Source organism: Burkholderia oklahomensis C6786, from assembly GCF_000959365.1.
Taxonomy (GTDB): domain Bacteria; phylum Pseudomonadota; class Gammaproteobacteria; order Burkholderiales; family Burkholderiaceae; genus Burkholderia; species Burkholderia oklahomensis.
The window spans coordinates 360598-380275 of the sequence record NZ_CP009556.1 but is presented as its reverse complement, the minus strand read 5'-3'; the positions used below and the strand labels follow the sequence as shown (position 1 = coordinate 380275).

Below are 19678 nucleotides of genomic sequence, written 5' to 3'. Positions count from 1 at the left end.
GCGAACCGTCGGGCGATGTTCGCCCGGCGTTCGAGACTGGCGTCGTCGCTCGACGAAGACCGGGTTCGACGGACGGCGGCGCCGCGAGGTCGCACGACATGACATGCGACCTTACCGGGCGCGCGGCGAGGGCGGCGTCGGTGCCGCGGCGGTCGCGCGCGCTGTTTGAACGTTTCGATAGAGCCTTCCCATGACCAGAAAACACATCCATTTCGGCGTCCTGATCCAGGGGGCGGGTGCGAACATGAACGCGTGGAAGCATCCGAGCGTGCCCCCGGACGCGAGCATCAACTTCGACTTCTACGTCAATCGCGCGCGCCGCGCCGAAGCGGCCGGCATCGCGTTCGCATTCATCGCGGATTCGGCGTACGTGACGCCGAAGTCGGCGCCGCACTTCCTCAACCGCATCGAGCCGATCTCGCTGCTGTCCGCGCTGGCGGCCGTGACGTCGAAGATCGGCCTCGTCGGCACGGTGTCGTCGTCATACAGCGAGCCGTACACGGTCGCGCGGCAGTTCGCTTCGCTCGACCTGATCAGCGGCGGGCGCGCGGGCTGGAACGTCGTGACGTCGTCGATCGAGGGCACGGGGAAGAATTACGGCCGCCCGCATCCGGATCACGCGCAGCGCTACGCGATCGCCGAAGAGCATCTCGACGTGGTTCAGGGCCTGTGGGACAGCTGGGACGACGACGCGCTCGTCCGCGATCGCGCGACCGGCCGCTTCTTCGATCCGGACAAGCTGCATCGCCTCGATCACCACGGCCGTTTCTTCTCGGTCGAGGGGCCGCTCAACATCCGACGCTCGCCGCAAGGGCAGCCGGTGATCTTCCAGGCGGGATCGTCGGAAGACGGGATCGGCTTCGCGGGCCGCTACGCGGATGCGGTGTTCTCGAACGGCGGCACGTTCGACGACGCGCGCACGTTCTATCGCCGCGTGAAGGCGGCGGCCGCCGCCGCGGGCCGGAATCCGGACCACGTGAAGGTGTTTCCGGGCATCGGCCCGATCGTCGGCGCGACGCAGGACGAAGCCGACGACAAGTACCGGCAGGTGCGCGACCTGCTGTCTCCGCGCGAGGCGCTCGCGTATCTCGGCCACTTCTTCCAGCAGCACGACTTCAGCATCTATCCGCTGGACGGCCCGTTTCCCGACATCGGCAACCTCGGCAGCGACGGCTTCCAGTCGACCACCGACAACATCAAGCGGCTCGCGCGCGAGCGCAACCTGACGCTGCGCGAGGTCGCATACGAAGTTGCGACGCGGCGCTCGAACATCGGCACGTCGGAGGCGTTCATCGGCACGCCGGACAAGGTCGCGGACGAGATGATCCGCTGGGTCGAAGAGGGGGCGGCGGACGGCTTCATGCTCGGCCTGCCGGTGACGGGCTTCGGGCTCGACGACTTCGTCGACCACGTGCTGCCTGAGCTGACCGCGCGCGGCTACTTCGATCCGGCGCTGCGCGGCGCGACGCTGCGCGACCATCTCGGGCTGCCTTACAGGGAGAGTCGCTACGCTCATGACGCACAGGTTGCGGCAATTTAGCTAAACTGGCCGGCGGCGCGGCTTGCAACCCGACGCCAGCCAGGGCGCTCGGCCGAGTACGGCGCGCTGTTCGCCCGAAATCTGTCCGATACGCCGCCGCCACAAGCGGCGGCGAACTCATGGAGACACGCATGAAAGTAGGATTCATCGGCATCGGCGTGATGGGGCGGCCGATGGCGCTCAATCTCGCGCGCGCCGGCATCGAACTCGTCGTGTGGAATCGCACGCCCGAACGTTGCGAACCGTTGCGCGCGGCCGGCGCGCAAGTCGCCGATACGGCGGCCGACGTCTATCGTCAGGCGCGCATCGTGATCCTGATGATGGCGACCGACGCCGCGCTCGACGCGGTGCTCGGCCGAGGCACGTCCGCGTTCGCGGAAAACGTCGCGCGGCATACGATCGTCCATATGGGGACGGTGTCGGCCGAGTATTCGCGCGGCCTCGAGGCCGATATCCGCGCGGCGGGCGGCCGCTATGTCGAGGCGCCCGTATCGGGCTCGCGCAAGCCGGCCGAGGCCGGGCAGCTCGTCGCGATGCTGGCGGGCGAGCCGGCGGCCGTCGACGAGGTGCGGCCGCTGCTGAAGCCGATGTGTCATGAGATCGTCGTGACCGGGCCGGTGCCGACCGGCCTGCTGATGAAGCTCGCGGTCAACACGTTCCTGATCTCGATGGTGACGGGGCTCGCCGAGGCCGCGCACGCGGCGCGCGGCTTCGGGCTCGACATGAAGCAGTTCCAGGCGGTGCTCGATGCGGGGCCGATGGCGAGCAGCGTGTCGCGCGTGAAGATCGACAAGCTCGTCAACGAAGACTTCGACGTGCAGGCGTCGATCACCGACGTGCTGAAGAACAGCCGGCTCGCGACCGAAGCCGCGCACGGCGCGCATCTCGCGTCGCCGCTGCTCGAAGTCTGCTGCGATCTGTATCGCGAAACGCTGGAGCTCGGGCACGGACAGGCGGACATGGCGGCCGTCGTGCGCGCGATCGAGGCGCGCAGCGCGGCGCAGAACGCGGGCGATTGACGAACGGACGCGCGCATCCGTTCGGATGCGATGCGCGTCGCGGGTCTTCGCTGACGGGCCGTTCTCGAAGCGGGGACCGTGCGCATGGACGGCCCGTCGTCGCGGCCGCTTGCGATCGCCGCGACGCGCGCCGACAGCGCCCGCGTTCGCGACGCTCGCCCGCGAGTGCAGGCTCGCACCCGCGCGCGAACGACATGCGACGCGCGCGGAATCGGCCGATCGACGACGATGCGTCGATCCGTTCTTCCACATGAGATCGACGCGACGCAAGCGCGTCGCGCCGCGTCGATCTGCGATGGACATCATGCATGACGAACAAGCATTCGAACGATGCGCCGGTCACATTGACGATCGCTTCGGCAGCGGACCGGCCGCTCGTCCGATCGATGTTGCGCCGCTATCTGTCGGAGCTCGGTCAGTATGACGAAGTGAGTTCCGACTATCCGTATTTCGACCTGTACTGGCAGCCGGGCGAGGCGCGCTGGCCTTATCTGCTCGACGCGGGACCGGCGCGCATCGGCTTCGCGTTCGTGCGCGCGCCCGACGAGCCGGACATCGACTACGCGATCGCCGAATTCTTCATCTTGCCGCACGCGCGCGGCCGCGGTCGCGGCATCGCCGCGGCCCGCGCGCTGTGGCGCGCGCATCCGGGGCGCTGGGAAGTGAGTGTGATGCGCCGGAACGCGCCGGCTCATCGCTTCTGGCCGCGTGCGATCGCCGCCGCCGGAGCGGCCAATGTCACATGCCTGGAAAGATACGGCGATGCCGTCTTTCATTTCGACATGGCCGGCTGATCGCGATTTCGTTTGTTCGACGAAGTGTCGATGCGGGCGACCCGCGCGTCGATCGCTTCGATGCGTCGCGCATGGTCGGAATCGAGCGCTGCGTGCGCGACCGGGGCAACGCATCGCGCGCCGTCCGTCGCGACATGAGCGCCGCCGCGCGTGGAGCGGGGCATGGCGCGCGTCGCGCGCATTCAATGTTGCGCGGCCTCTCCCTCGCGCTCGCGCATCAGCGCGAGCCGGTTGTACAGCGTCTTCAGGCTGATGCCGAGCGCCTTCGCGGTGCGCGGCTTGTCGCCGTCGAAATACTTGAGCGATGCGGCGATGAAGCGCTGCTGAGAATGCGCGAGCGTCGTGCCGAGCGGCAGCGTCATCGCGTTCTTGCGCACGTCGCCGCGCGGCGGCAGCCGCTTGACCGGCAACAGGTCGATCTGCTCGCCGGAGAGGATGTATGCGCGCTCGATCGCGTTGCGCAGCTCGCGCACGTTGCCGGGCCAAGAATAGGTGCGCAGCGTTTTCAGCGCCTGTCCCGACAGCCGCTTGTGCGTGCTGTGCCGCGCGTTCAGCGCGTCGACGAGCTCTTGCGCGATGCCTTCGATGTCGTCCTCGCGATGCCGGAGCGCCGGCACGCGCAGTGCGAATACCGCGAGCCGGTAGAACAGGTCTTCGCGGAAGCGGCCTTCGCGGACGGCTTCGGCCGGATCGTGATGGGTGGCGGCGACGATGCGCACGTCGAGCGCGATCGGCTCGCTGCCGCCGACGCGCACGATGCTGTTCGACTCGAGCGCGCGCAGCAGCTTCACTTGCAGCTCGCGCGGCATCTCCGCGATTTCGTCGAGAAAGATCGTGCCGCCGCGCGCGGCCTCGAAGAAGCCGATGTGCTGCGCGGCCGCGCCGGTGAAGCTGCCTTTTTCGTGCCCGAACAATTGCGATTCGGCGATGTCGTGCGGAATCGCGCCGCAATTGACGGGAACGAACGGACCGCGATGGCGCGGACTCATGTCATGGATGAGCCTGGCGACGATATCTTTGCCGACCCCGCTTTCGCCGACGATCAGCACGCTCGCGCGGGTCGCCGCTACTTTCTGAACCTTCTGCAACAGCGCCTGGATCAGACACGAATTGCCTTGCAGCCGCCTGCCGTCACTGCTGGGTTGCGACATGGATGTCTCGCCAAGTGGGATTGCCGGCGCCGCGCGGACCTGCTCCGACGAAAGCGGCGTCGAATGCATTCGGCGCGTGCATTTTTTACACAGGACAAGCCTAACGACTATTTTTCAATTGATGAATTGAAATTTCCAATGCCGCGGGCACGCCCGGATAGAAATATCCGATAGCGGGTATCGTGACGGACGGGTTTTCTATACTGTAACGAGCAACGCGTTTCGCCGCAGCGATCGAGCGGTCCGATTGGTCCGATCGATCGCGCATCATCATCGGCCGGCATCGTTCGGCTGCCTAATCTATGCGCCGGCATGCGGGCTCGTTCGTTGCTTGTGTCGGCGCCGCGAATGGAAGGAGCGCGAATGCCCTACATTCTGATCGTCGAGGACGACGAGGACACGAGAAACATGTTGTCCGCGCTCGCCCACACTCAGCAACTCTCTTGCGATACGGCCGCCACCCTCGAGGAAGCGCGCGCGCTGATTGCGACGAATACGCCGGATCTCGTGCTGTGCGATCTCGTCTTGCCGGACGGAAACGGCATGGATCTTTTCGACGAGCTGCCGAAAGGCGCGCACGTCGAAATGGTGCTGACGACGGGACACGCGAGCCTCGAGACCGCGATCGATGCGTTGCGGCGCGGCGCGACCGACTATCTGGTGAAGCCGCTGAACATGCAGCGGCTCAACAGCATCTTCGCGCGCGTGCCGCGCACCGGTGTGCTTCATGAAGAGATCGCCGCGCTGCGCTCCGAGCTGCAGCGGCTCGGCCGCTTCGGCAGGATGCTCGGCAGCGCGCCCGTGATGCAGACGATGTACGACGCGATCAGCCGTGTCGCGGGCACCGAGGCGTCCGTGCTGCTGACGGGCGAATCGGGCACCGGCAAGGAACTCGCCGCGCAGACGATTCACGATCTGAGCCTGCGCCGCAAGGGGCCGTTTCTCGCGGTCAATTGCGGGGCGATCGCGGCGAACCTCGTCGAGAGCGAGATGTTCGGCCACGACCGCGGCAGCTTCACCGGCGCGGATCGTCAGCACAAGGGTTTCTTCGAGCGCGCCGACGGCGGCACGCTGTTTCTCGACGAGATCACCGAGATGCCGGTCGAGTCGCAGGTGAAGCTGCTGCGCGTGCTCGAGACGGGACGCTTGACGCGGCTCGGCTCCGCGCACGAGATCGACGTCGACGTGCGGATCGTCGCCGCGACGAATCTCGATCCGGAGGCCGCGATGGCGGACGGCAAGCTGCGTGCGGACCTGTATCACCGGATCAACGTGTTTCCGATCATGCTGCCGCCGCTGCGCGCGCGCGGCGGCGACATTCCGATGCTCGCCGAAGCATTCCTGCGGCAGCTCGGCGAAGAGAGCGGGCGGAAGATGCGCTTCTCGCCGTCCGCGCTCGCCGCGCTGTCCGAGTATGACTGGCCGGGCAACGTGCGGGAGCTGCGCAACTTCGTGCAGCGCGCGTGCATTTTCAACGACGGCGACGTGATCGACACGCTGCCGCCGCCGATCATGGAGGAAGTGGCGAGCGAGCCGGGCGACGGCGGCGATTCGGTCACGGTGCCGTTCGGTACGACGCTCGAGGAAGTCGACCGACGGATCATCCTCGGCACGCTCGCGCAGTGCGGCGGCGTGAAGACGCACGCGGCCGAGGTGCTCGACATCAGCCTGAAGACGATTTACAACCGGCTTGCGCAACAGGAAGAGGGCGACGACAAGTCGAAGCGATGATGGGGCGGACGATGTCGATGCGGCTCTCGTTGCCGTCGTCGAGCTTGCCGGCGCGCGGACGTTAGCCGGCCGCCGCCGCGGATACGCTGCGCCGCCGCGCGATTGCGCCGGCGAGGAGGCCGAGGTTCGTCGAGCCCGGCTGCGAGGGCGGATGCGCGAGCGGGCTTGCGCGCGTTGGCGCGCCGGCCGGCTCTTTGCGACGCGCGATGCCGGCGAGCACGCGCGCGCCGATGCGCGCCGATGCGCGGATTGCGGACGAGGTGATCGGACCAATGTGCGAAGCGCGAGAGCGACCGGGTTTTCGCCGCGTCGCCGGGCACGCGATTTGCGGCGTGCGCACGCGGTGCCGGGGTCGGACGGCTCGCGTGGTCTCGCATTCGATGCGATGGGCGGCGCCGGAAGACTTCGGAAGCACGGCGGTCGACGAGCATACGAGCGCCGAAGAGGGCAATCCGGTTCGCTTGCGCGCATACCGCTCCGGCTTCGGCCGGCGGGCGTGCGCGCGCACGCGCCGACAGGAGTCGATGTGATGGTGCAATTTGCACGAAGACGCGCGAAAAATTATGCGGTGATCGCCGGATTCGTTGTGATCGCGACGCTGCTGCAGGCGGCGCTCGTGCATTTCGGCAGCGCCGACATGCCGCTCACGCCGTACTTCCCGTTCATCGCGGCGGCCGCGTGGGCGACGTCGCTCGGGGGCGGGATCGGCGCGACGCTCGCGAGCGCCGTGTTGATCTGGGTGATGTTCCTGTCCGATACGGTCGCGTATCCGGGGCCGTTGTCGGCGAGGATCGTGCAGCTCGCGACGTTCGTCATCGTAAACGGCGCGATCTGCGCGATCGTCGCGGCGCTCAAGCGCTCGCGACGCATGAACGAGGTGCTGCGCCGCCGCGAAGCGCTCGCGCGCCGCTATTACGAGGCGCTGCTGCAGTCGCTCACGCAGGGCGTGATCGTCAGCGACCGGCGCGGCATGCTCACGTACATGAACCCCGCCGCCGCCGCGCTGATCGGCTGCGATGCGACGGCCGTTCGCGGCCTGCCGTTTCGCGACGTGTTCAACGCGTATGACAGCCGCGGCGAGCGCGCACGGTCGACCGCGCTCGAGCAGGTGCTGCGAAGCGGCGCGAGCGCGACCGTCGAGCGTCATTGGCTCGCGTCGCGCGATGGGCCGCGCGTGCCGATCGCCGAAGTCGCGTCGCCGCTCGTCGACTCGGCGGGCGACATGAACGGCGCGGTCCTGATCGTGCGCGACATCAGCGGCGAGCGCGAGCGTGCGGCCGCGAACCGGATGCTGCGGCGGCTCGTCGAGGCTTCGCCCGATGCGATCGTCGGCGTCGGCGCGGATCGCCGGATCACGAGCTGGAATCCCGCCGCGCGCAGGATGTTCGGCTATGACGAGCAGGCGGCGCGCGGCCGCGACGTCGCGATGCTGATCGCGCCGCGCTGGCGTCGTCGCCACCCGCTGCCCGCGTCGCTGTCCGACGTGTACGAGCCGATCGAGAACGTCGACGTGCTGTGCGCGCGGCAGGACGGCTCGCGCTTGCGCGCGACGCTGTCGGCGTCGCCCGTGTTCGACGATCGCGATGCGTGCGTCGCGCTGTCGCTGACGCTGCGCGACACCGGCGAGCAGCGCCGCCGCGAGCGCCGCACGCATCACTCGCTGCGCGGCGCGCGCGACGCGCGCCGGCAGGCCGACACGTCGAACCGGCTCAAGGACGAGCTGCTCGCGACCGTGTCGCACGAGCTGCGGACGCCGCTCAACGTGATCTACGGCTGGATCGAGGTGCTGCGCAATCCGGCCGGCGGCGCGCTGCAGCAGCAGGCGATCGATGCGATCGACCGCAGCGCGCGATCGCTGTCGCGGATGGTCGGCGACATCCTCGACGCGTCGTCGCTCGCGACAGGCAAGCTGCGGCTCGATGCGATGCCGGTCGATCTCGTGCGCATCGTCAACGACGTGACGGGCGCGCTCGGCACGGCCGCGCAGGCGGAAGGGCTCGATCTGACGGTCGACTGCGCGCTCGAGACCTGCATCGTGTCCGGCGACGGCGAGCGGTTGCGGCAGGTGCTGTCGAACCTGCTGTCGAACGCGTTCAAGTTCACGCCGCGCGGCGGCCGCGTGACGGTGTCGCTGATGCGAACCGACTCGCATGCGACGCTCGTCGTCGCCGATACGGGGCAGGGCATCTCGCCGGAATTCCTGCCGCACGTATTCGAGGCGTTCCGCCGCGCGGACGGCTCGCCCGCGTCGTCGCGGCGCGGTCTCGGTCTCGGGTTGTCGATCGTGCGGCACATCGCGGAGCTGCACGGCGGCAAGGTCGAGGTCGCGAGCGCCGGCAAGCGCCTCGGCACGACGTTCACGGTCACGCTGCCGGCCGGCTGGCAGCCGATCGGCGCGCTCGCGTGGGCCGCGCAACAGGCCGCGCGCGGCGCGCCGATGGCGCTGGGTGCGCAGCGGATCCTGCTCGTCGACGACGACGCGACGTCGCGCGCGAGCCTCGCCGCCGCGCTGAAGACGCTCGGCGCGGAGGTGGTCGTCGCGGCGTCGGGGCGCGAAGCGATCGCGAAGGCGGACGCGATGCGGCCGACCGTCGTGCTGTCCGATCTCGCGATGCCGGACGGCGACGGCTTCTGGCTGCTCGACACACTGCGTCACGCCGGCGCGCGCGCGGCGAACGACGCGCCGGTGCTCGCCGTCACCGCGCACGCGGGGCGCGAGGACGAGCGTCGCGTGCTCGCCGCGGGCTTCGACGGCTACCTGTGCAAGCCGGTCGATCTGCAGACGCTCGCGCGCGCGATCCTGCGTGCGACCGGGAGCGGCTGACGCTCGGGAGCGGCCGAGGCGCGGCGTGCGGCCGCGCTGCTGCCGGCGGTCGCCGCGAAGCGCGCGCGCCCGTTCGCATCGCGCGCGAGGTGCGTGCGCTCGACCGCAAAAGTTACAACGGCTTGCCGAAAAGCGCGGCGGCGGATCGCACCCCGCGATGCGCGAGCCCATGTCCGGCGCGGCCTTCGCGCGGTGGAACGCCGTTTGCAACATCGTGAGGCACCCGGCCGCCGAGCCGATTCGACGAAAGGAGCTGACGATGAAAGGAACGCAATCACGCGCATCGCTACACACGCACCTGCATTCGCCACGTCATCGCGCGAAGCGCTTCGGCGGCTTCGGCGTGGCCGTGCTGATCGCGATCGCGGCCGCGTGCCTCGCGTTGCCGCAAGCCGCGGCCGCCGCGGGCGGCGATGCGAATGGTCCGAACGACATGACGGGATCGAACGCCGCGAACCGCGCATACGACACGACCGGCGCGTCGTCGCCGCATTCGACGAGCGCGGGCACGAAGCTGCGCGACACCGCGGTCACGGCGAAGGTGAAGGCCACGCTGCTCGCGACGAACGACCTGTCGTCGGGCGGCATCCACGTGACGACGCGGCACGGCACGGTTCAGCTCGCGGGCACGGTGCCCGACGAGCGGCAGCGCACGCTCGCCGTCGACGTGACGAAGCAGGTGGAAGGCGTGAAGACCGTGCGCGACAAGCTGTCGGTGCGGCCGAAGTAACCGGTTCGTCCGGCAAGGAGTTCAATCATGAAATGCACGCTGAAGCCGATCGGCGAGCAGACGATCGTGATCACCGGCGCGACGAGCGGCATCGGTCTCGTCACCGCGCGCAAGGCCGCGAAGAAGGGCGCGAAGCTCGTGCTCGTCGCGCGCAACGATACCGCCCTCGAAGCGTTGTGCGAAGAGATCCGGCAGCACGGCGGCCTCGCCGTCGCGGTCGCGGCCGACGTCGGCAGCTACGAGGACGTGCAGCGCGCGGCGGCGAAGGCCGTCGAGACGTTCGGCGGCTTCGACACATGGGTCAACAACGCGGGCGTGACGATCTTCGGCTCCGCGCTGTCAGTGCCGCTCGACGACCAGCGCCGGCTGTTCGACACGAACTACTGGGGCGTCGTGCACGGCTCGCTCGTCGCGTCCGAGCACTTTCGCCGCAAGAGCGATTTTCGCGGCGGCGCGATCGTCAACATGGGCAGCGAGGCGTCCGACGCGCCGATTCCGCTGCAAAGCGCGTACGCGGCGTCGGAGCATGCGATCAAAGGGTTCAGCGATTCGCTGCGCATCGAGCTCGAAGCGGACAACGTGCCGGTGTCGGTCACGCTCGTCAAGCCCGCCGCGATCGACACGATGTTCGTGATGCACGCGAAGAACTACATGAACGTCGAGGCGAAGCTGCCGCCGCCGATCTACGACCCGGACATCGTCGCCGACGCGATCCTGTTCGCGGCCGAGCATCCGCGCCGCACGCTGTTCGTCGGCGGCGCGGCGAAGGTGACGTCGTCGGGCGCGTATCACGCGCTGCGGCTGTTCGACCGGCTCGCCGCGTCGCTGTTCTCGCGCGGGCAGCGCACGATGCGTCCCGCGCGGCCGCGCGACGACAACGCGCTGTACGAGCCGGCGCGGCCGTTGCACGAGCGTGAAGGCATGGACGGCGTCGTGCTGCGCTCGTGCGCCTACAACTCGGTGATGCAGCGGCCGCGGGTCGCGGGCGCGGTCGCGCTGACGGCCGCGGCGCTCGTCGTCACGGCGATCGCGCGCGGACGGCGCGGCGCCGTTTCGTAACGTCCAGGCGCGTGTCGTTTCGCGCGGGCCGGACGAGATGTCGTTCGACGCGCGGATTCGGCGATTCGCGGTCCGATCCGGCGTCAGGCGTCAGGCGGCGCGGCGCGATCCGCCGCGACGCTCCACTCGACAGGAGGTTGTCAAATGACATCCCAACGCCATCCGCATACCGGCCACGAGCTCAGCCGCTCGCGCGCGCACGAGGGCGAGCGCATGCAGCAGGATCACGACAAGGGCGGCCATCAGGGAGGGCACGGCAAGGCACCGAGTCCGGTCGATATTCAAAAGACGCTGAAAGGCATGGATTATCCGGCGAGCAAGGACGACGTCGTCCGCTGCGCGGAACGTTCGCACGCCGACGGCGACGTCATCGACATGCTTCGGCGAATTCCCGATCGGCAATACGACACGCCGGCGTCGGTGTCGAAGGAGGTCGGCAAGCTGATGTGAGGCGAGAAAGGGGCGCGGCCGCCGACGGCGGGTGATGGGCCGTTCCTTGTCGCCGAAACGCGCCGTCGGGCCGGCCGATCGAATGCGCGACCGGCGGCGCGCCGCGCACGGCGCATGGCGCGGCGATGGAACGGCGCCGGCCGCCGGCCGGCGCGCGACGTGCGGAGGCAAATCGTCATGGCGATGATCGTGGCAGGCCGCTTCACGACGTTCGAGCAAGCGGAGGCCGGCGCGCGACGTCTGTATGCGCGCGACTTCAGGCCCGACGACGTGTCGATCTTTTTTCTGAATCCGAGCGGACAACACGCGAAATATCCGATCGGCGGCGACGTGTACGCGGATTCGGCCGCGCGGCCGGGCGGCAAGGGCGCTGCGTATGGCGCGGCGCTCGGCGTGATCGCCGGGCTCGTCGCCGGCTTCGTCGCCTACCTGCTCGGCTGGCGGTACTGGGTCGTGTGGCCCGCGGCCGCGCTCGCCGGCGGCTACATCGGCGCGTTCGGCGGCGCGCTGCGGCGCATGAAGGGCCGGCAGATCGAGGGCACGGGCACGCTCACTCAGAGCGACGCCGGCGTCATGCTGGCCGCGCACGTGACCGGCGAGACGGCGAGCGCGGCCGAGGCGGCGCTGCGCGCCACGGGCGCGGCCGGCGTCGAGCGCGTCGAAGGAGAATGGGCCGACGGCGAGTGGGCCGACTTCGATCCGGCGCGGCCGCCGCGCAGGCCGCCCGACGTGTCGGCGCGGTAGTTCGGCGCCGCGGTCATCGGCGGACGAGACGCGGTGACGGAGTGCGCCGCTCAGGCGGGCGGGCCGGCTGCTGCCACGCGCCGCTTGCGTCGGACGGACGGTGCGGACTGCCTCACGGGCCAAACGACGCCGCATCCGAAGAACGGCGTGACGATCGTCAACGGCCGATGGCCGCGGGCGATGCTATCTCACAGGAGGTCACCGATGAAAACGCGCAGATGGATCATCGCAGGCGCGGCGTGCGTGGCGCTCGGCGCGGCCGCGCTGCATGCGCAGACGCCGGGCGAGCCGCCCGCGTCGAGCTCCCGCGCCGACCGCGGCGTCGTCAATCCGCCCAACGACACGAGCGACACGCAGATCGCGAAGCGGCCGCAGGGCATCGACGCCGAGTTCGTCGACAAGGCCGCGCTCGCCGGCAAAAGCGAGGTGCAGGCGGGCCAGCTCGCCGGCGAACGCTCGGCGACGCCGGACGTGCGCGCGTTCGCGAAGCGGATGGTCGACGATCATGGCCGGCTCAACGAGGCGCTGCGCCGGCTCGCCGAGCGCAAGGGCTTGCCCGTGCAGGCCGCGCAGATCATCGATCCGGACGTCGAGGCGCTGCGCGGCAAGAGCGGCCGCGACTTCGACGTCGCGTACCTCGCCGCCGCGGGCCCGGCTGCGCATCGCAGGGCGATCCTGCTGTTCGAGAACGAGGCGCGCGCGGGCCGCGACCCCGATCTGCGCGCGTTTGCCGTGCAGACGCTGCCGATGCTGAGGCAGCACTTCGCCGACGCGCGCGCAGTGTCGCGCAAGGTCGGCGCGGCGCGCTGACGCCGCGTTCGTCACGTTCGACGTTCGGCCGGCGGGGCCCCGGTCCCGCCGATCCGGAGGGCGCCATGGCAAAGAAACAGCTCGGCGACGGCGTTCGCGAGTTGCTGTAGCAGGCGCTCGAAACGATGCTCGGCGGCGCGGAGGTGTATGAAGCGGCGCTGCCGGTCGCGACCGGCGAGACGCTGGCGAAGCGCGGCAGAGGCATCGCGACGGGCCGCCGCGGCATCGGCGGGTGCTGCGCCCGGCGCGAGGGCATCGACGATCTCCGCGTTCGCGACGCACAGTCGGCGCACGCCGCATGCCTGTATCGGGTTCGGGCGTTGCTGCCTCGCGCGGACGATGATCGGACGAGAGGAGATTTCGATGACGAACGAACGCTTCGACGCAGGTGAGGACGTCGTCCTGTGGCGTCCGCTCGCCGGCGCGCGCGCCGGCGAGCGGCGCGTGCTCGTGGTCGACGACTATCGCGACGCCGCCGAGGCGCTGCGCCTGCTGCTCGATGCGCGCGGTTTCGAATGCCGCGTCGTCGACGATCCGTTCGCGGTCTGCGACACGGCGCGCGACTGGCGGCCGTTCGCGATCGTCCTCGACATCGCGATGCCGGGCCTCGACGGGCTCGAGATCGCGCGGCGGCTGCGGCGCGAGCGGGCGACCGCGGACATGCTGCTCGTCGCGTGCAGTGCGTTCTCGGCGCGGCGCGACCTCGAACGCGCGCGCGACGCGGGATTCGACGCGCACTGCGCGAAGCCGCTGACGCTGCACCGCCTGCTGCGCTTTCTCGACGCGGCGGCCGCGGGCGAGCGCGATGGCTGAAATGTCCGGCGGGCGTTTTCGTTACGGTACGTTTGTAAAAAGGAACGACGCAAGCCGGAGCCGCGCAAAAAAAGAGCGCCGCGAGGCGCTCGAAGGACTGCTCTGCGGTCGAACCTCAGGTTCCCGGACGTGTTCACAGAGCAGCGCAGCGCACGGCGGCGCCGCGCGCGGCACGAACGCCTGCGCGGCGCGCGTGCGTGCCGGAGCTAGTGCCGGCCTTCGCCGCGCTCGGGCCGGTCGGGCGACGCCTCGCGGGGCGGCGCGTCGATGCCGAGCTCCTCGTCGACGTCGCTCCAGTAAGGCGCGCTCCCGTAATACTGATGCAGCGACGCGGCCCAGTTCGGATCGGCCATTGCCGGCCAGTGGCTCTTGTCGAATCCGGGCGCGTTCTTGATGCGCTCGGACGATACCGACACGAGGAAGCACTTGCGGTCGGTGTCGAGCGTGAGCGCGCTCCACGGAATCGCGAGCAGCTTGTCGCCGATGCCGAGCAGGCCGCCGCTCGACAGCACCGCATACGCGACCCGACCCGTGCGCACGTCGAGCATGATCTCCTTGATCTTGCCGACGTCGTCGCCGTCCGTCGTATAGACCTTGTCGCCATCGAGCGTGCCGGCCGCCATCACGTCGGGCCCCGGGCCCGCGGCGGTGGCGCGGCCTTTGCCGATGATCCGCGTGGTGCCTGGTTGAGGGGTGTTCATCGTCGACCTCCTTCAATTGAGCGACGGCCGGACGGCGTCCGGCGGCGTCGCGCGACCGGGCGATGCCGCTGCACCGGTCCGGACGGGGCGCGGCGCGGGCGCGCGGCCCGCCGCCGCAGTCGTTTGCGGGCGCCTCGCCGCCGTCACGAGCGGCGCGGCTGCGACACGCCTTCGAGCGTGTTCGCGACTTCGTCGCGCGACGCGCCGTCGGTGCGCGTCGCGAGATCGCCGATCGACAGCATGCCGACGAGGCGCTTGTCGTGATCGACGACGGGCATCCGCCGCAGTTGCGCATCCGCCATGAACTTCTGGACGTCGTCGATCTGATCGTCGTCGAAGCACCATTCGATCGTCCCGGACGCGACCTCGCGCACCTTCGTGTCGGGCGTCTTGCCGGCCGAGACCGCGCGCACGACGAGATCTCGATCGGTAACCATGCCGATGAGCCGGTTGTCCTCGCAGACGGGCAGCGCACCGATATCGAAGCGCGCCATCAGCTCCGCTGCGTGCCGGATCGAATCGGACGGGGCGACATGCACGACGTCGAGCGACATGATTTCGTTGATGCGATGCATGAGACCTCCTTTGCTTTGGGATGCACTGACGAATGCAGCAAGGGGCGTGCCGTCGGCGCATGCCGGCGACGCCCGCGCCGACGGCATGGGGGCGTGGAAAAAAGTCGTCCGCTGTGTAGCGAATGCCCGGCGGAGAGCGGGACGCGGCGGCGCGCCGAGCGTTGACGTCGACGGAACGCGGTGCGTCGGTATGCCGGAAGGCGGAATGCCCATGACCGAGCGCGCGTGTCGACGAGCCGGGAAAGCGGTTGCCGGACGAGCCGTCGCCGGCGCTCCGGCGGGATCGACCGGCAGCCGGTCTCGCCGACGGCGAGAAGGCTGGCGCGTGCGATGAAGCGCGCGCGCCGTGCGGGGTCGTTCTCCTGTTCGCGCGACGCGACAAAAACATACAAACCTTCTCCAAATTCGACACAGCAATATGTAACGAAAAGTAATAATTCCGCGGCTGTTACTCATCCCGACAATCGGTTCAACGCGCTCAGCCTCGATGCAATACGAACCTCATACGAGCCCCCCGATCCTGACCGTACCGATCCATGCGGCGCTGCGTTCCGTCATCGACGAAGTCGTTCACCGAAGCGTGTCGGAGGCGACGACCAAGGACGGCTACATGCGCTGCGCCGACTACGCGATCGTCGGCGCGCGCTTGCTCACGATGCTGACGGGCGCGCGGTATCGACCTGTCGCGGGCGGCGAGGTCATGGATTTCGGCGAAGACAATCTGTTCGTTCTTTGCTCGACGCGCGAACGGCGCCGCGCCGCGAAGCATCTGTCGCAGCTCGCGCGCTACCACTGCTGGATCGAGGCGCGCCACACCGATGCCGACGGGCGCGCGCGAACGGAAGTCATCGACTTCACGGTGCGCCACGATGCGATGGTCGCGCGCATGGTCGGCATGTCGTTCGCGCGTCCGCATCAGGCTTATTTCTGGGGTTGGGACGACGAGCACGCGGTGCCGGCCGAATTGCGGGATCATCCGGCGTTTGTGAAGCAGGGGCCGTATTGGCGTTGGGCGGAACGCGAGTGCACGACGCTGCTGCGCGCGTATGAGCGCGAGCGGCCGAGCTACTTCGGGCGTCAGGTCGCGCGCGCGTTGAATCTGCTGGCGGATCACATCGAACGCAACGTTTGAGCGGACGCGCCGGCATGCGCTCGGCGGCGGACGGCACGGCGCGCCGGAATCGGTCGAGCGATCGGCCCGCACGGCTTCGACGCGGCCCGGCGGTCTCGACGCTCGCACGATGCCTTCGCTGCCGAGGGCGGCCGATCCCGTGCGCAGGGTCCGATCGCGGTCGCGCGTTCGATTCAGGCGATGCCTCGCATCGCGGCGAATCGTGGCGAGATGCGCACGCGTCGCGCTACGCTACGCGATGCCGTGCGATCGTGACAGTGCGGCGCGCGATCGAGGCAACGGACACGCACGCAACACCTGCGGTCGACGTGACGCATGTGACGAACGCCATGAACGCAATGCGCGCGAGGCGTACGGCGAGCGTTGCCGTCCGAGCAGCGCTCGCCGGATTGCGCGGATCAGATGGCCGCGTGCGGGAAACCCAGCACGACCAGAATGACGATCAGCAGCGCGCATTCGACCGCTGCCAATGCGGTGACTTCGACTGCGCCTTCGACTTCCCTCCACATGCGCTTGGCCCTGCTCATTTGATGCTCCTTGAATGACGATCCGGCGGCGGCGCGTCCGCCGCCCGACGTTCCTCCATAAAAAAGATCGTTGCCGAAACGGCACGCTCGCGCGTGCCCGGCGTGGCCGCACGTCGCGGCCGCGGACCGACGGAAAACCCGCGCGGGCCGCCGCGTATGGGCGGCGGCCGGGTGCGTCAATGCTTCGCGCCGCCGCATCGATGCTTGTCGCGCTTCCGTTCGTGCGGCTTGTCGCCGCCGGCGGGCTTTGACGGATCGACGCGCGTGACGCCGCCCGTCGCGGGCGGATCGCTCGCGGGGAAGGTGTCTGCGAGCGCCTGGTCGATCAATGCCTCCGACCGGTGTGTGCGGATCTCGTCCTTGTCCTTCAGCGGCGGGGAATTCGGCGCGCGCGGCGCGTGCTGTCGCGGGGTGTGCTGAGTCATATCGTTTCTCCGGCAAGGTCTGCCTCTATCGCGAGCAAGGACCGTTCCCGGCGAACCGCGTCGTGGGTATGTGATTTGCCGCGTCGCGCGAAGCGCCGCGTTTCGCGGCAGCGCCGTTCGCCGACGCCCGACCGTCGGATGCGCGGCGGCATCGACGCCGGACAGGCGTCGTCGGCCGTTGCGTCGTCCGGGCAGCCGGCGCGACGCGCGCGATCGAATCTGCCTGGAACGTCGTGCCGGCGTCGACGACGATGACGCGTCGCGCATCGCACGGCGTCCGAGCGACCGGGAGGTGGTCAGATGGAAACGCCGAAGCCAGCAGTTCATTACGAAGCCAACGTATGCGGCGGCAGTTTCGAAGCGGTATTGAGCCGTTTCGGGGATTGGAAGCGCGAGCCGCTCGTCTATCGACCCGAGCGCCGCATGTTCGAAGGCAAGGACAGCGTACGCCGCCTGGGCGACGAGGCGTTCGACAGCCCGGACGAGGCGCGCCGCGCGCTGATCCGCTCGTGCGCGCCGCGCGACCGCTTCGCGCTCGCCGCGCCAATTCGCGACGACGGCCATCACATGTGGCTCGTGATGGCCGCGTTCGAGGCGTGATCGCGTCGCACGGCGGCTTGCAGGATTTACAAGCGAAGGGTGTAACCGATGCCGATCGGGGGGCGGCGTGTCGCGCATGCGTATGAACGTATGACGTACGGCGTGTGTCGTGCGACATGTGACGCGCGGCGTGCGGCGTGCGGCGTGAGACGCGTGAAGCCGCGAACGCAGCGGGCGATGGATGCGGCGTGTCGCGAGACGGGCGCCGCGCGCGGGCCGTTCACGTGATTGGGCGGGCGCATGAAGCGTGGTCGAGCGTTTGTGCGTTCGTGTCGTTGCGCCGTGGAACTCGCATCGCCGCTGGCCGATGCGGGCGATCGCCTCATTCGCGCCACCGACGGAGACGGCGTGCAAAGTTGCCGTCCGGCGCGCGAGAAAGCGTTGGACCGCGCTCGTCCACAGCGCGGAGCGACGCACGGATGCGGGCGATCGGATCTCGCGCGATCGCAAGGCGCGCACGACGTCGGCGATCGGGCCAAGCGTGGTCTGGTAGGCGTGAAGCGAGGTGCGTGGAGGCGGCGATCGCGATGTACGCGTTGCGACGTGCACGCTGCGACATGCGCGCTGCGGCATGCGTGTTGCGACGTACGCGCTGCGAGATATACGCGCTGCGACGTGTGCGAATGCGTCGATGGGCACGGTGCTTGCGGCGAGTTGGACGGGCGATATCGCCGATCCGATCCCGTAACGCAAACCGATTCATCGATCCGCTATGCAACCCGACATTCTGTTTCATCGGCCGAATCCGCCGATCTCCAACATCGACCCCGAATACGCGCCATCCGATCACGACGACGATGACAGCGAGCCGTCCGATCCGCCGGAACCTCACCGTCATCCGGCAGGCGATCCGCCGCCGCCCGATCCGCCGATTCATGTGTGGTTCGTGTGACGCGGCCGGGGTCATGTCGGCTGAACTTGCGCCGTCCCGGATTTCTGTCGACCGGACTCCCGGCGATCGAAATCACGGTGACTGGATGCCCGGCGCCCGCATTACAACGACCGTATGCGTGGCAACTGCACGCAGGGCGCCCACGCCCACGGCGCACGAATTCGGCGCGGCCGAACCGATGCCGGCGAATTCGCGACGACCGACCGTGCCGGCGGCGGCCTTGCTCGCGGCTGCCGGACCACGGCGGCCGCATCCACGGCGGCCACGTTCACATGTGACCACGTCGACAGTGGCCGTATCCGGCGGCGAATCCACGCCGGCCGCCACCACGGAGGAAGCGATGACGATCCGGGTCGAGCCCGGCGACAAGCGCGAGATCGCCGAGACGCTGGGCCGCTACTTCGAAGCCCGCTCGATGCCGTTCCATATCGAGGAGCATCCGGCCGACGTGCTGCACGTCGGCTTTCACGCGGACGGGCATCCGGCCGCCATGACAATCACGTTCGACGACGACGCGTTCGCCGCGTTCGTCCATTGGGACATCGAGCAGAAGCGCCTCGCGCTGCAGCGGCTCGCCGACGAGTTCGCCGAGATGATGGCGCAGCGCAGTCCGACCGCGTACGCGGGCGATTTTCACATCAACCGATTCTGAGCGGATCGCGCGCGCCGTGCGCACGCGCTGCACGCTCGAAGGAGCTTTCGATGACTATTCACGCGATTTCGACGAAACTGGCATGCGCCGCCGCCCTGGCCCTCGCGGCGACGGCCTGTTCGCAGAGCGGCTCGTACGGCAGCTCGCCGCGCAGCAGCGGCGCGATGACGGACGGCGTCGGCCAGCCGCCGCCGACAGCCGCCACGCCGTCCGACGGCGCGCGCTACGGCAGTCCGGGCAGTAACAGCGCATCGCCGATGGCGCCGGACGGCAGCGGCGGCGGCGCGGCTCCGGCGCCGAGCGCACCCGGCACCAGCTATTGACGCCGCGCACCGCGCTTCGCGCGGCGGGGCTCGCGGAATGCGCCGCTTGCGTGCACACTGGAGCGACTGCCGACTGCCGACTGCCGACTGCCGACTGCCGACTGCCGACGGGGGGCGGCCGGGGGCGATGTCGCGTCGCCGGCCGGGGCCAGCCGCACGCCGCGCGATACGGCGACGGCATTCCCA

General features: G+C 69.3%; 24 protein-coding genes. 16 read left to right on the top strand and 8 right to left on the bottom strand.

Translation table 11 applies throughout. The annotated features are described in order from the left end of the window. The first annotated feature begins 190 nt into the window (after nucleotides 1-190). The 3 genes from BG90_RS19805 to BG90_RS19790 all read left to right on the top strand — a co-directional run bounded on the left by BG90_RS19805 (nucleotide 191) and on the right by BG90_RS19790 (nucleotide 3353). Nucleotides 191-1540 carry an LLM class flavin-dependent oxidoreductase gene (locus tag BG90_RS19805; protein ID WP_010120920.1) on the top strand — a complete coding sequence of 450 codons (1350 nt, stop codon included), beginning with the start codon at nucleotides 191-193 and terminating at the stop codon, nucleotides 1538-1540. Nucleotides 1541-1545: 5 nt separating this feature from the next. Further along, nucleotides 1546-2559, top strand: coding sequence for an NAD(P)-dependent oxidoreductase (locus BG90_RS19800; protein ID WP_232288974.1), 1014 nt, complete (start codon nucleotides 1546-1548; stop codon nucleotides 2557-2559). A gap of 308 nt (nucleotides 2560-2867) precedes the next feature. Then, a complete protein-coding gene (locus BG90_RS19790; protein WP_010120917.1) occupies nucleotides 2868-3353 on the top strand; it encodes a GNAT family N-acetyltransferase in 486 nt (161 codons plus the stop codon). Here BG90_RS19790 and BG90_RS35385 read toward each other — a convergent pair. Further along, a complete protein-coding gene (locus BG90_RS35385) occupies nucleotides 3332-3517 on the bottom strand; it encodes a hypothetical protein (RefSeq protein WP_144411699.1) in 186 nt (61 codons plus the stop codon). The genes BG90_RS19790 and BG90_RS35385 overlap by 22 nt on opposite strands. An 18-nt stretch (nucleotides 3518-3535) precedes the next feature. Further along, a complete protein-coding gene (locus BG90_RS19785) occupies nucleotides 3536-4504 on the bottom strand; it encodes a sigma-54 interaction domain-containing protein (RefSeq protein WP_010110762.1) in 969 nt (322 codons plus the stop codon). Between the two features lie 363 nt (nucleotides 4505-4867). Here BG90_RS19785 and BG90_RS19780 point away from each other — a divergent pair, with 363 nt between their 5' ends. Then, nucleotides 4868-6235, top strand: a complete 1368-nt coding sequence (locus BG90_RS19780) for a sigma-54-dependent transcriptional regulator (RefSeq protein WP_010120915.1) — start codon at nucleotides 4868-4870, stop codon at nucleotides 6233-6235. A gap of 61 nt (nucleotides 6236-6296) precedes the next feature. On the opposite strand, the gene BG90_RS36200 is transcribed toward BG90_RS19780, so the two are convergent. Beyond that, nucleotides 6297-6857, bottom strand: a complete 561-nt coding sequence (locus BG90_RS36200) for a hypothetical protein (RefSeq protein ID WP_162486580.1) — start codon at nucleotides 6855-6857, stop codon at nucleotides 6297-6299. On the opposite strand from BG90_RS36200, the gene BG90_RS19770 reads away from it, so the two are divergent. The 6 genes from BG90_RS19770 (at nucleotide 6765) to BG90_RS19745 (ending at nucleotide 12852) form a co-directional block, all read left to right on the top strand. Beyond that, a complete protein-coding gene (locus BG90_RS19770) occupies nucleotides 6765-9059 on the top strand; it encodes a hybrid sensor histidine kinase/response regulator (protein ID WP_010120913.1) in 2295 nt (764 codons plus the stop codon). The two genes, BG90_RS36200 and BG90_RS19770, sit on opposite strands and share 93 nt — an antisense overlap. Nucleotides 9060-9318: 259 nt before the next feature. Beyond that, complete coding sequence (locus tag BG90_RS19765) at nucleotides 9319-9789, top strand: BON domain-containing protein (protein WP_025990410.1); 471 nt, start codon at nucleotides 9319-9321, stop codon at nucleotides 9787-9789. A gap of 27 nt (nucleotides 9790-9816) precedes the next feature. Then, nucleotides 9817-10848, top strand: a complete 1032-nt coding sequence (locus tag BG90_RS19760) for an SDR family oxidoreductase (protein ID WP_010120911.1) — start codon at nucleotides 9817-9819, stop codon at nucleotides 10846-10848. A 144-nt stretch (nucleotides 10849-10992) separates the two neighbouring features. Continuing rightward, a complete protein-coding gene (locus BG90_RS19755) occupies nucleotides 10993-11298 on the top strand; it encodes a DUF2795 domain-containing protein (protein ID WP_010120910.1) in 306 nt (101 codons plus the stop codon). Between the two features lie 177 nt (nucleotides 11299-11475). Continuing rightward, a complete protein-coding gene (locus BG90_RS19750) occupies nucleotides 11476-12042 on the top strand; it encodes a hypothetical protein (RefSeq protein ID WP_025990409.1) in 567 nt (188 codons plus the stop codon). A 204-nt stretch (nucleotides 12043-12246) separates the two neighbouring features. Beyond that, nucleotides 12247-12852 (top strand): DUF4142 domain-containing protein, encoded by a 606-nt coding sequence (locus BG90_RS19745; RefSeq protein WP_010120908.1) that lies wholly within the window; start codon nucleotides 12247-12249, stop codon nucleotides 12850-12852. Nucleotides 12853-12863: 11 nt separating this feature from the next. On the opposite strand, the gene BG90_RS35380 is transcribed toward BG90_RS19745, so the two are convergent. Continuing rightward, a complete protein-coding gene (locus tag BG90_RS35380; RefSeq protein WP_124072373.1) occupies nucleotides 12864-13145 on the bottom strand; it encodes a hypothetical protein in 282 nt (93 codons plus the stop codon). Between the two features lie 70 nt (nucleotides 13146-13215). Between BG90_RS35380 and BG90_RS19735 the strand changes: the two genes are divergently transcribed. Then, nucleotides 13216-13665: a response regulator gene (locus tag BG90_RS19735; protein WP_010120906.1), complete on the top strand. Its 450-nt coding sequence runs from the start codon at nucleotides 13216-13218 to the stop codon at nucleotides 13663-13665. Between the two features lie 206 nt (nucleotides 13666-13871). Here the strand turns inward: BG90_RS19735 and BG90_RS19730 are convergent, their stop codons facing one another. Next, entirely contained in the window at nucleotides 13872-14366 is a 495-nt protein-coding gene (locus tag BG90_RS19730; protein ID WP_010120905.1) for a PRC-barrel domain-containing protein, read from the bottom strand. Nucleotides 14367-14509: 143 nt separating this feature from the next. Continuing rightward, nucleotides 14510-14941 carry a CBS domain-containing protein gene (locus BG90_RS19725; RefSeq protein WP_010110748.1) on the bottom strand — a complete coding sequence of 144 codons (432 nt, stop codon included), beginning with the start codon at nucleotides 14939-14941 and terminating at the stop codon, nucleotides 14510-14512. Nucleotides 14942-15428: 487 nt separating this feature from the next. Here BG90_RS19725 and BG90_RS19720 point away from each other — a divergent pair, with 487 nt between their 5' ends. Next, nucleotides 15429-16073: a hypothetical protein gene (locus tag BG90_RS19720; RefSeq protein ID WP_010120904.1), complete on the top strand. Its 645-nt coding sequence runs from the start codon at nucleotides 15429-15431 to the stop codon at nucleotides 16071-16073. A 398-nt stretch (nucleotides 16074-16471) separates the two neighbouring features. Here BG90_RS19720 and BG90_RS37740 read toward each other — a convergent pair whose 3' ends face one another. Both BG90_RS37740 and BG90_RS19715 read right to left on the bottom strand, forming a co-directional pair. Then, a complete protein-coding gene (locus tag BG90_RS37740; RefSeq protein ID WP_107951000.1) occupies nucleotides 16472-16600 on the bottom strand; it encodes a hypothetical protein in 129 nt (42 codons plus the stop codon). A gap of 176 nt (nucleotides 16601-16776) precedes the next feature. Further along, on the bottom strand, nucleotides 16777-17025 hold the full coding sequence (locus BG90_RS19715) for a hypothetical protein (RefSeq protein ID WP_010120903.1): 249 nt from the start codon (nucleotides 17023-17025) through the stop codon (nucleotides 16777-16779). 300 nt (nucleotides 17026-17325) lie between these two features. On the opposite strand from BG90_RS19715, the gene BG90_RS19710 reads away from it, so the two are divergent. The 4 genes from BG90_RS19710 to BG90_RS36195 all read left to right on the top strand — a co-directional run bounded on the left by BG90_RS19710 (nucleotide 17326) and on the right by BG90_RS36195 (nucleotide 19492). Then, nucleotides 17326-17625 (top strand): hypothetical protein, encoded by a 300-nt coding sequence (locus BG90_RS19710; RefSeq protein WP_010120902.1) that lies wholly within the window; start codon nucleotides 17326-17328, stop codon nucleotides 17623-17625. A gap of 712 nt (nucleotides 17626-18337) precedes the next feature. After that, complete coding sequence (locus BG90_RS19700; protein WP_010120900.1) at nucleotides 18338-18517, top strand: hypothetical protein; 180 nt, start codon at nucleotides 18338-18340, stop codon at nucleotides 18515-18517. A 340-nt stretch (nucleotides 18518-18857) separates the two neighbouring features. Then, nucleotides 18858-19169, top strand: a complete 312-nt coding sequence (locus BG90_RS38065) for a hypothetical protein (RefSeq protein WP_010120899.1) — start codon at nucleotides 18858-18860, stop codon at nucleotides 19167-19169. Nucleotides 19170-19219: 50 nt separating this feature from the next. Further along, nucleotides 19220-19492, top strand: coding sequence for a hypothetical protein (locus BG90_RS36195; RefSeq protein WP_038802120.1), 273 nt, complete (start codon nucleotides 19220-19222; stop codon nucleotides 19490-19492). Nucleotides 19493-19678: the final 186 nt, after the last annotated feature.

Coding starts and splice junctions, on each gene's coding strand:
- BG90_RS19805 (WP_010120920.1), top strand. CDS start 191: ATGACCAGAAAACACATCCATTTCGGCGTCCTGATCCAGGGGGCGGGT.
- BG90_RS19790 (WP_010120917.1), top strand. CDS start 2,868: ATGACGAACAAGCATTCGAACGATGCGCCGGTCACATTGACGATCGCT.
- BG90_RS35385 (WP_144411699.1), bottom strand. CDS start 3,517: ATGCCCCGCTCCACGCGCGGCGGCGCTCATGTCGCGACGGACGGCGCG.
- BG90_RS19785 (WP_010110762.1), bottom strand. CDS start 4,504: ATGTCGCAACCCAGCAGTGACGGCAGGCGGCTGCAAGGCAATTCGTGT.
- BG90_RS19780 (WP_010120915.1), top strand. CDS start 4,868: ATGCCCTACATTCTGATCGTCGAGGACGACGAGGACACGAGAAACATG.
- BG90_RS19770 (WP_010120913.1), top strand. CDS start 6,765: ATGGTGCAATTTGCACGAAGACGCGCGAAAAATTATGCGGTGATCGCC.
- BG90_RS36200 (WP_162486580.1), bottom strand. CDS start 6,857: ATGCACGAGCGCCGCCTGCAGCAGCGTCGCGATCACAACGAATCCGGC.
- BG90_RS19765 (WP_025990410.1), top strand. CDS start 9,319: ATGAAAGGAACGCAATCACGCGCATCGCTACACACGCACCTGCATTCG.
- BG90_RS19760 (WP_010120911.1), top strand. CDS start 9,817: ATGAAATGCACGCTGAAGCCGATCGGCGAGCAGACGATCGTGATCACC.
- BG90_RS19755 (WP_010120910.1), top strand. CDS start 10,993: ATGACATCCCAACGCCATCCGCATACCGGCCACGAGCTCAGCCGCTCG.
- BG90_RS19750 (WP_025990409.1), top strand. CDS start 11,476: ATGGCGATGATCGTGGCAGGCCGCTTCACGACGTTCGAGCAAGCGGAG.
- BG90_RS19745 (WP_010120908.1), top strand. CDS start 12,247: ATGAAAACGCGCAGATGGATCATCGCAGGCGCGGCGTGCGTGGCGCTC.
- BG90_RS19735 (WP_010120906.1), top strand. CDS start 13,216: ATGACGAACGAACGCTTCGACGCAGGTGAGGACGTCGTCCTGTGGCGT.
- BG90_RS19730 (WP_010120905.1), bottom strand. CDS start 14,366: ATGAACACCCCTCAACCAGGCACCACGCGGATCATCGGCAAAGGCCGC.
- BG90_RS19725 (WP_010110748.1), bottom strand. CDS start 14,941: ATGCATCGCATCAACGAAATCATGTCGCTCGACGTCGTGCATGTCGCC.
- BG90_RS19720 (WP_010120904.1), top strand. CDS start 15,429: ATGCAATACGAACCTCATACGAGCCCCCCGATCCTGACCGTACCGATC.
- BG90_RS37740 (WP_107951000.1), bottom strand. CDS start 16,600: ATGAGCAGGGCCAAGCGCATGTGGAGGGAAGTCGAAGGCGCAGTCGAA.
- BG90_RS19715 (WP_010120903.1), bottom strand. CDS start 17,025: ATGACTCAGCACACCCCGCGACAGCACGCGCCGCGCGCGCCGAATTCC.
- BG90_RS19710 (WP_010120902.1), top strand. CDS start 17,326: ATGGAAACGCCGAAGCCAGCAGTTCATTACGAAGCCAACGTATGCGGC.
- BG90_RS19700 (WP_010120900.1), top strand. CDS start 18,338: ATGCAACCCGACATTCTGTTTCATCGGCCGAATCCGCCGATCTCCAAC.
- BG90_RS38065 (WP_010120899.1), top strand. CDS start 18,858: ATGACGATCCGGGTCGAGCCCGGCGACAAGCGCGAGATCGCCGAGACG.
- BG90_RS36195 (WP_038802120.1), top strand. CDS start 19,220: ATGACTATTCACGCGATTTCGACGAAACTGGCATGCGCCGCCGCCCTG.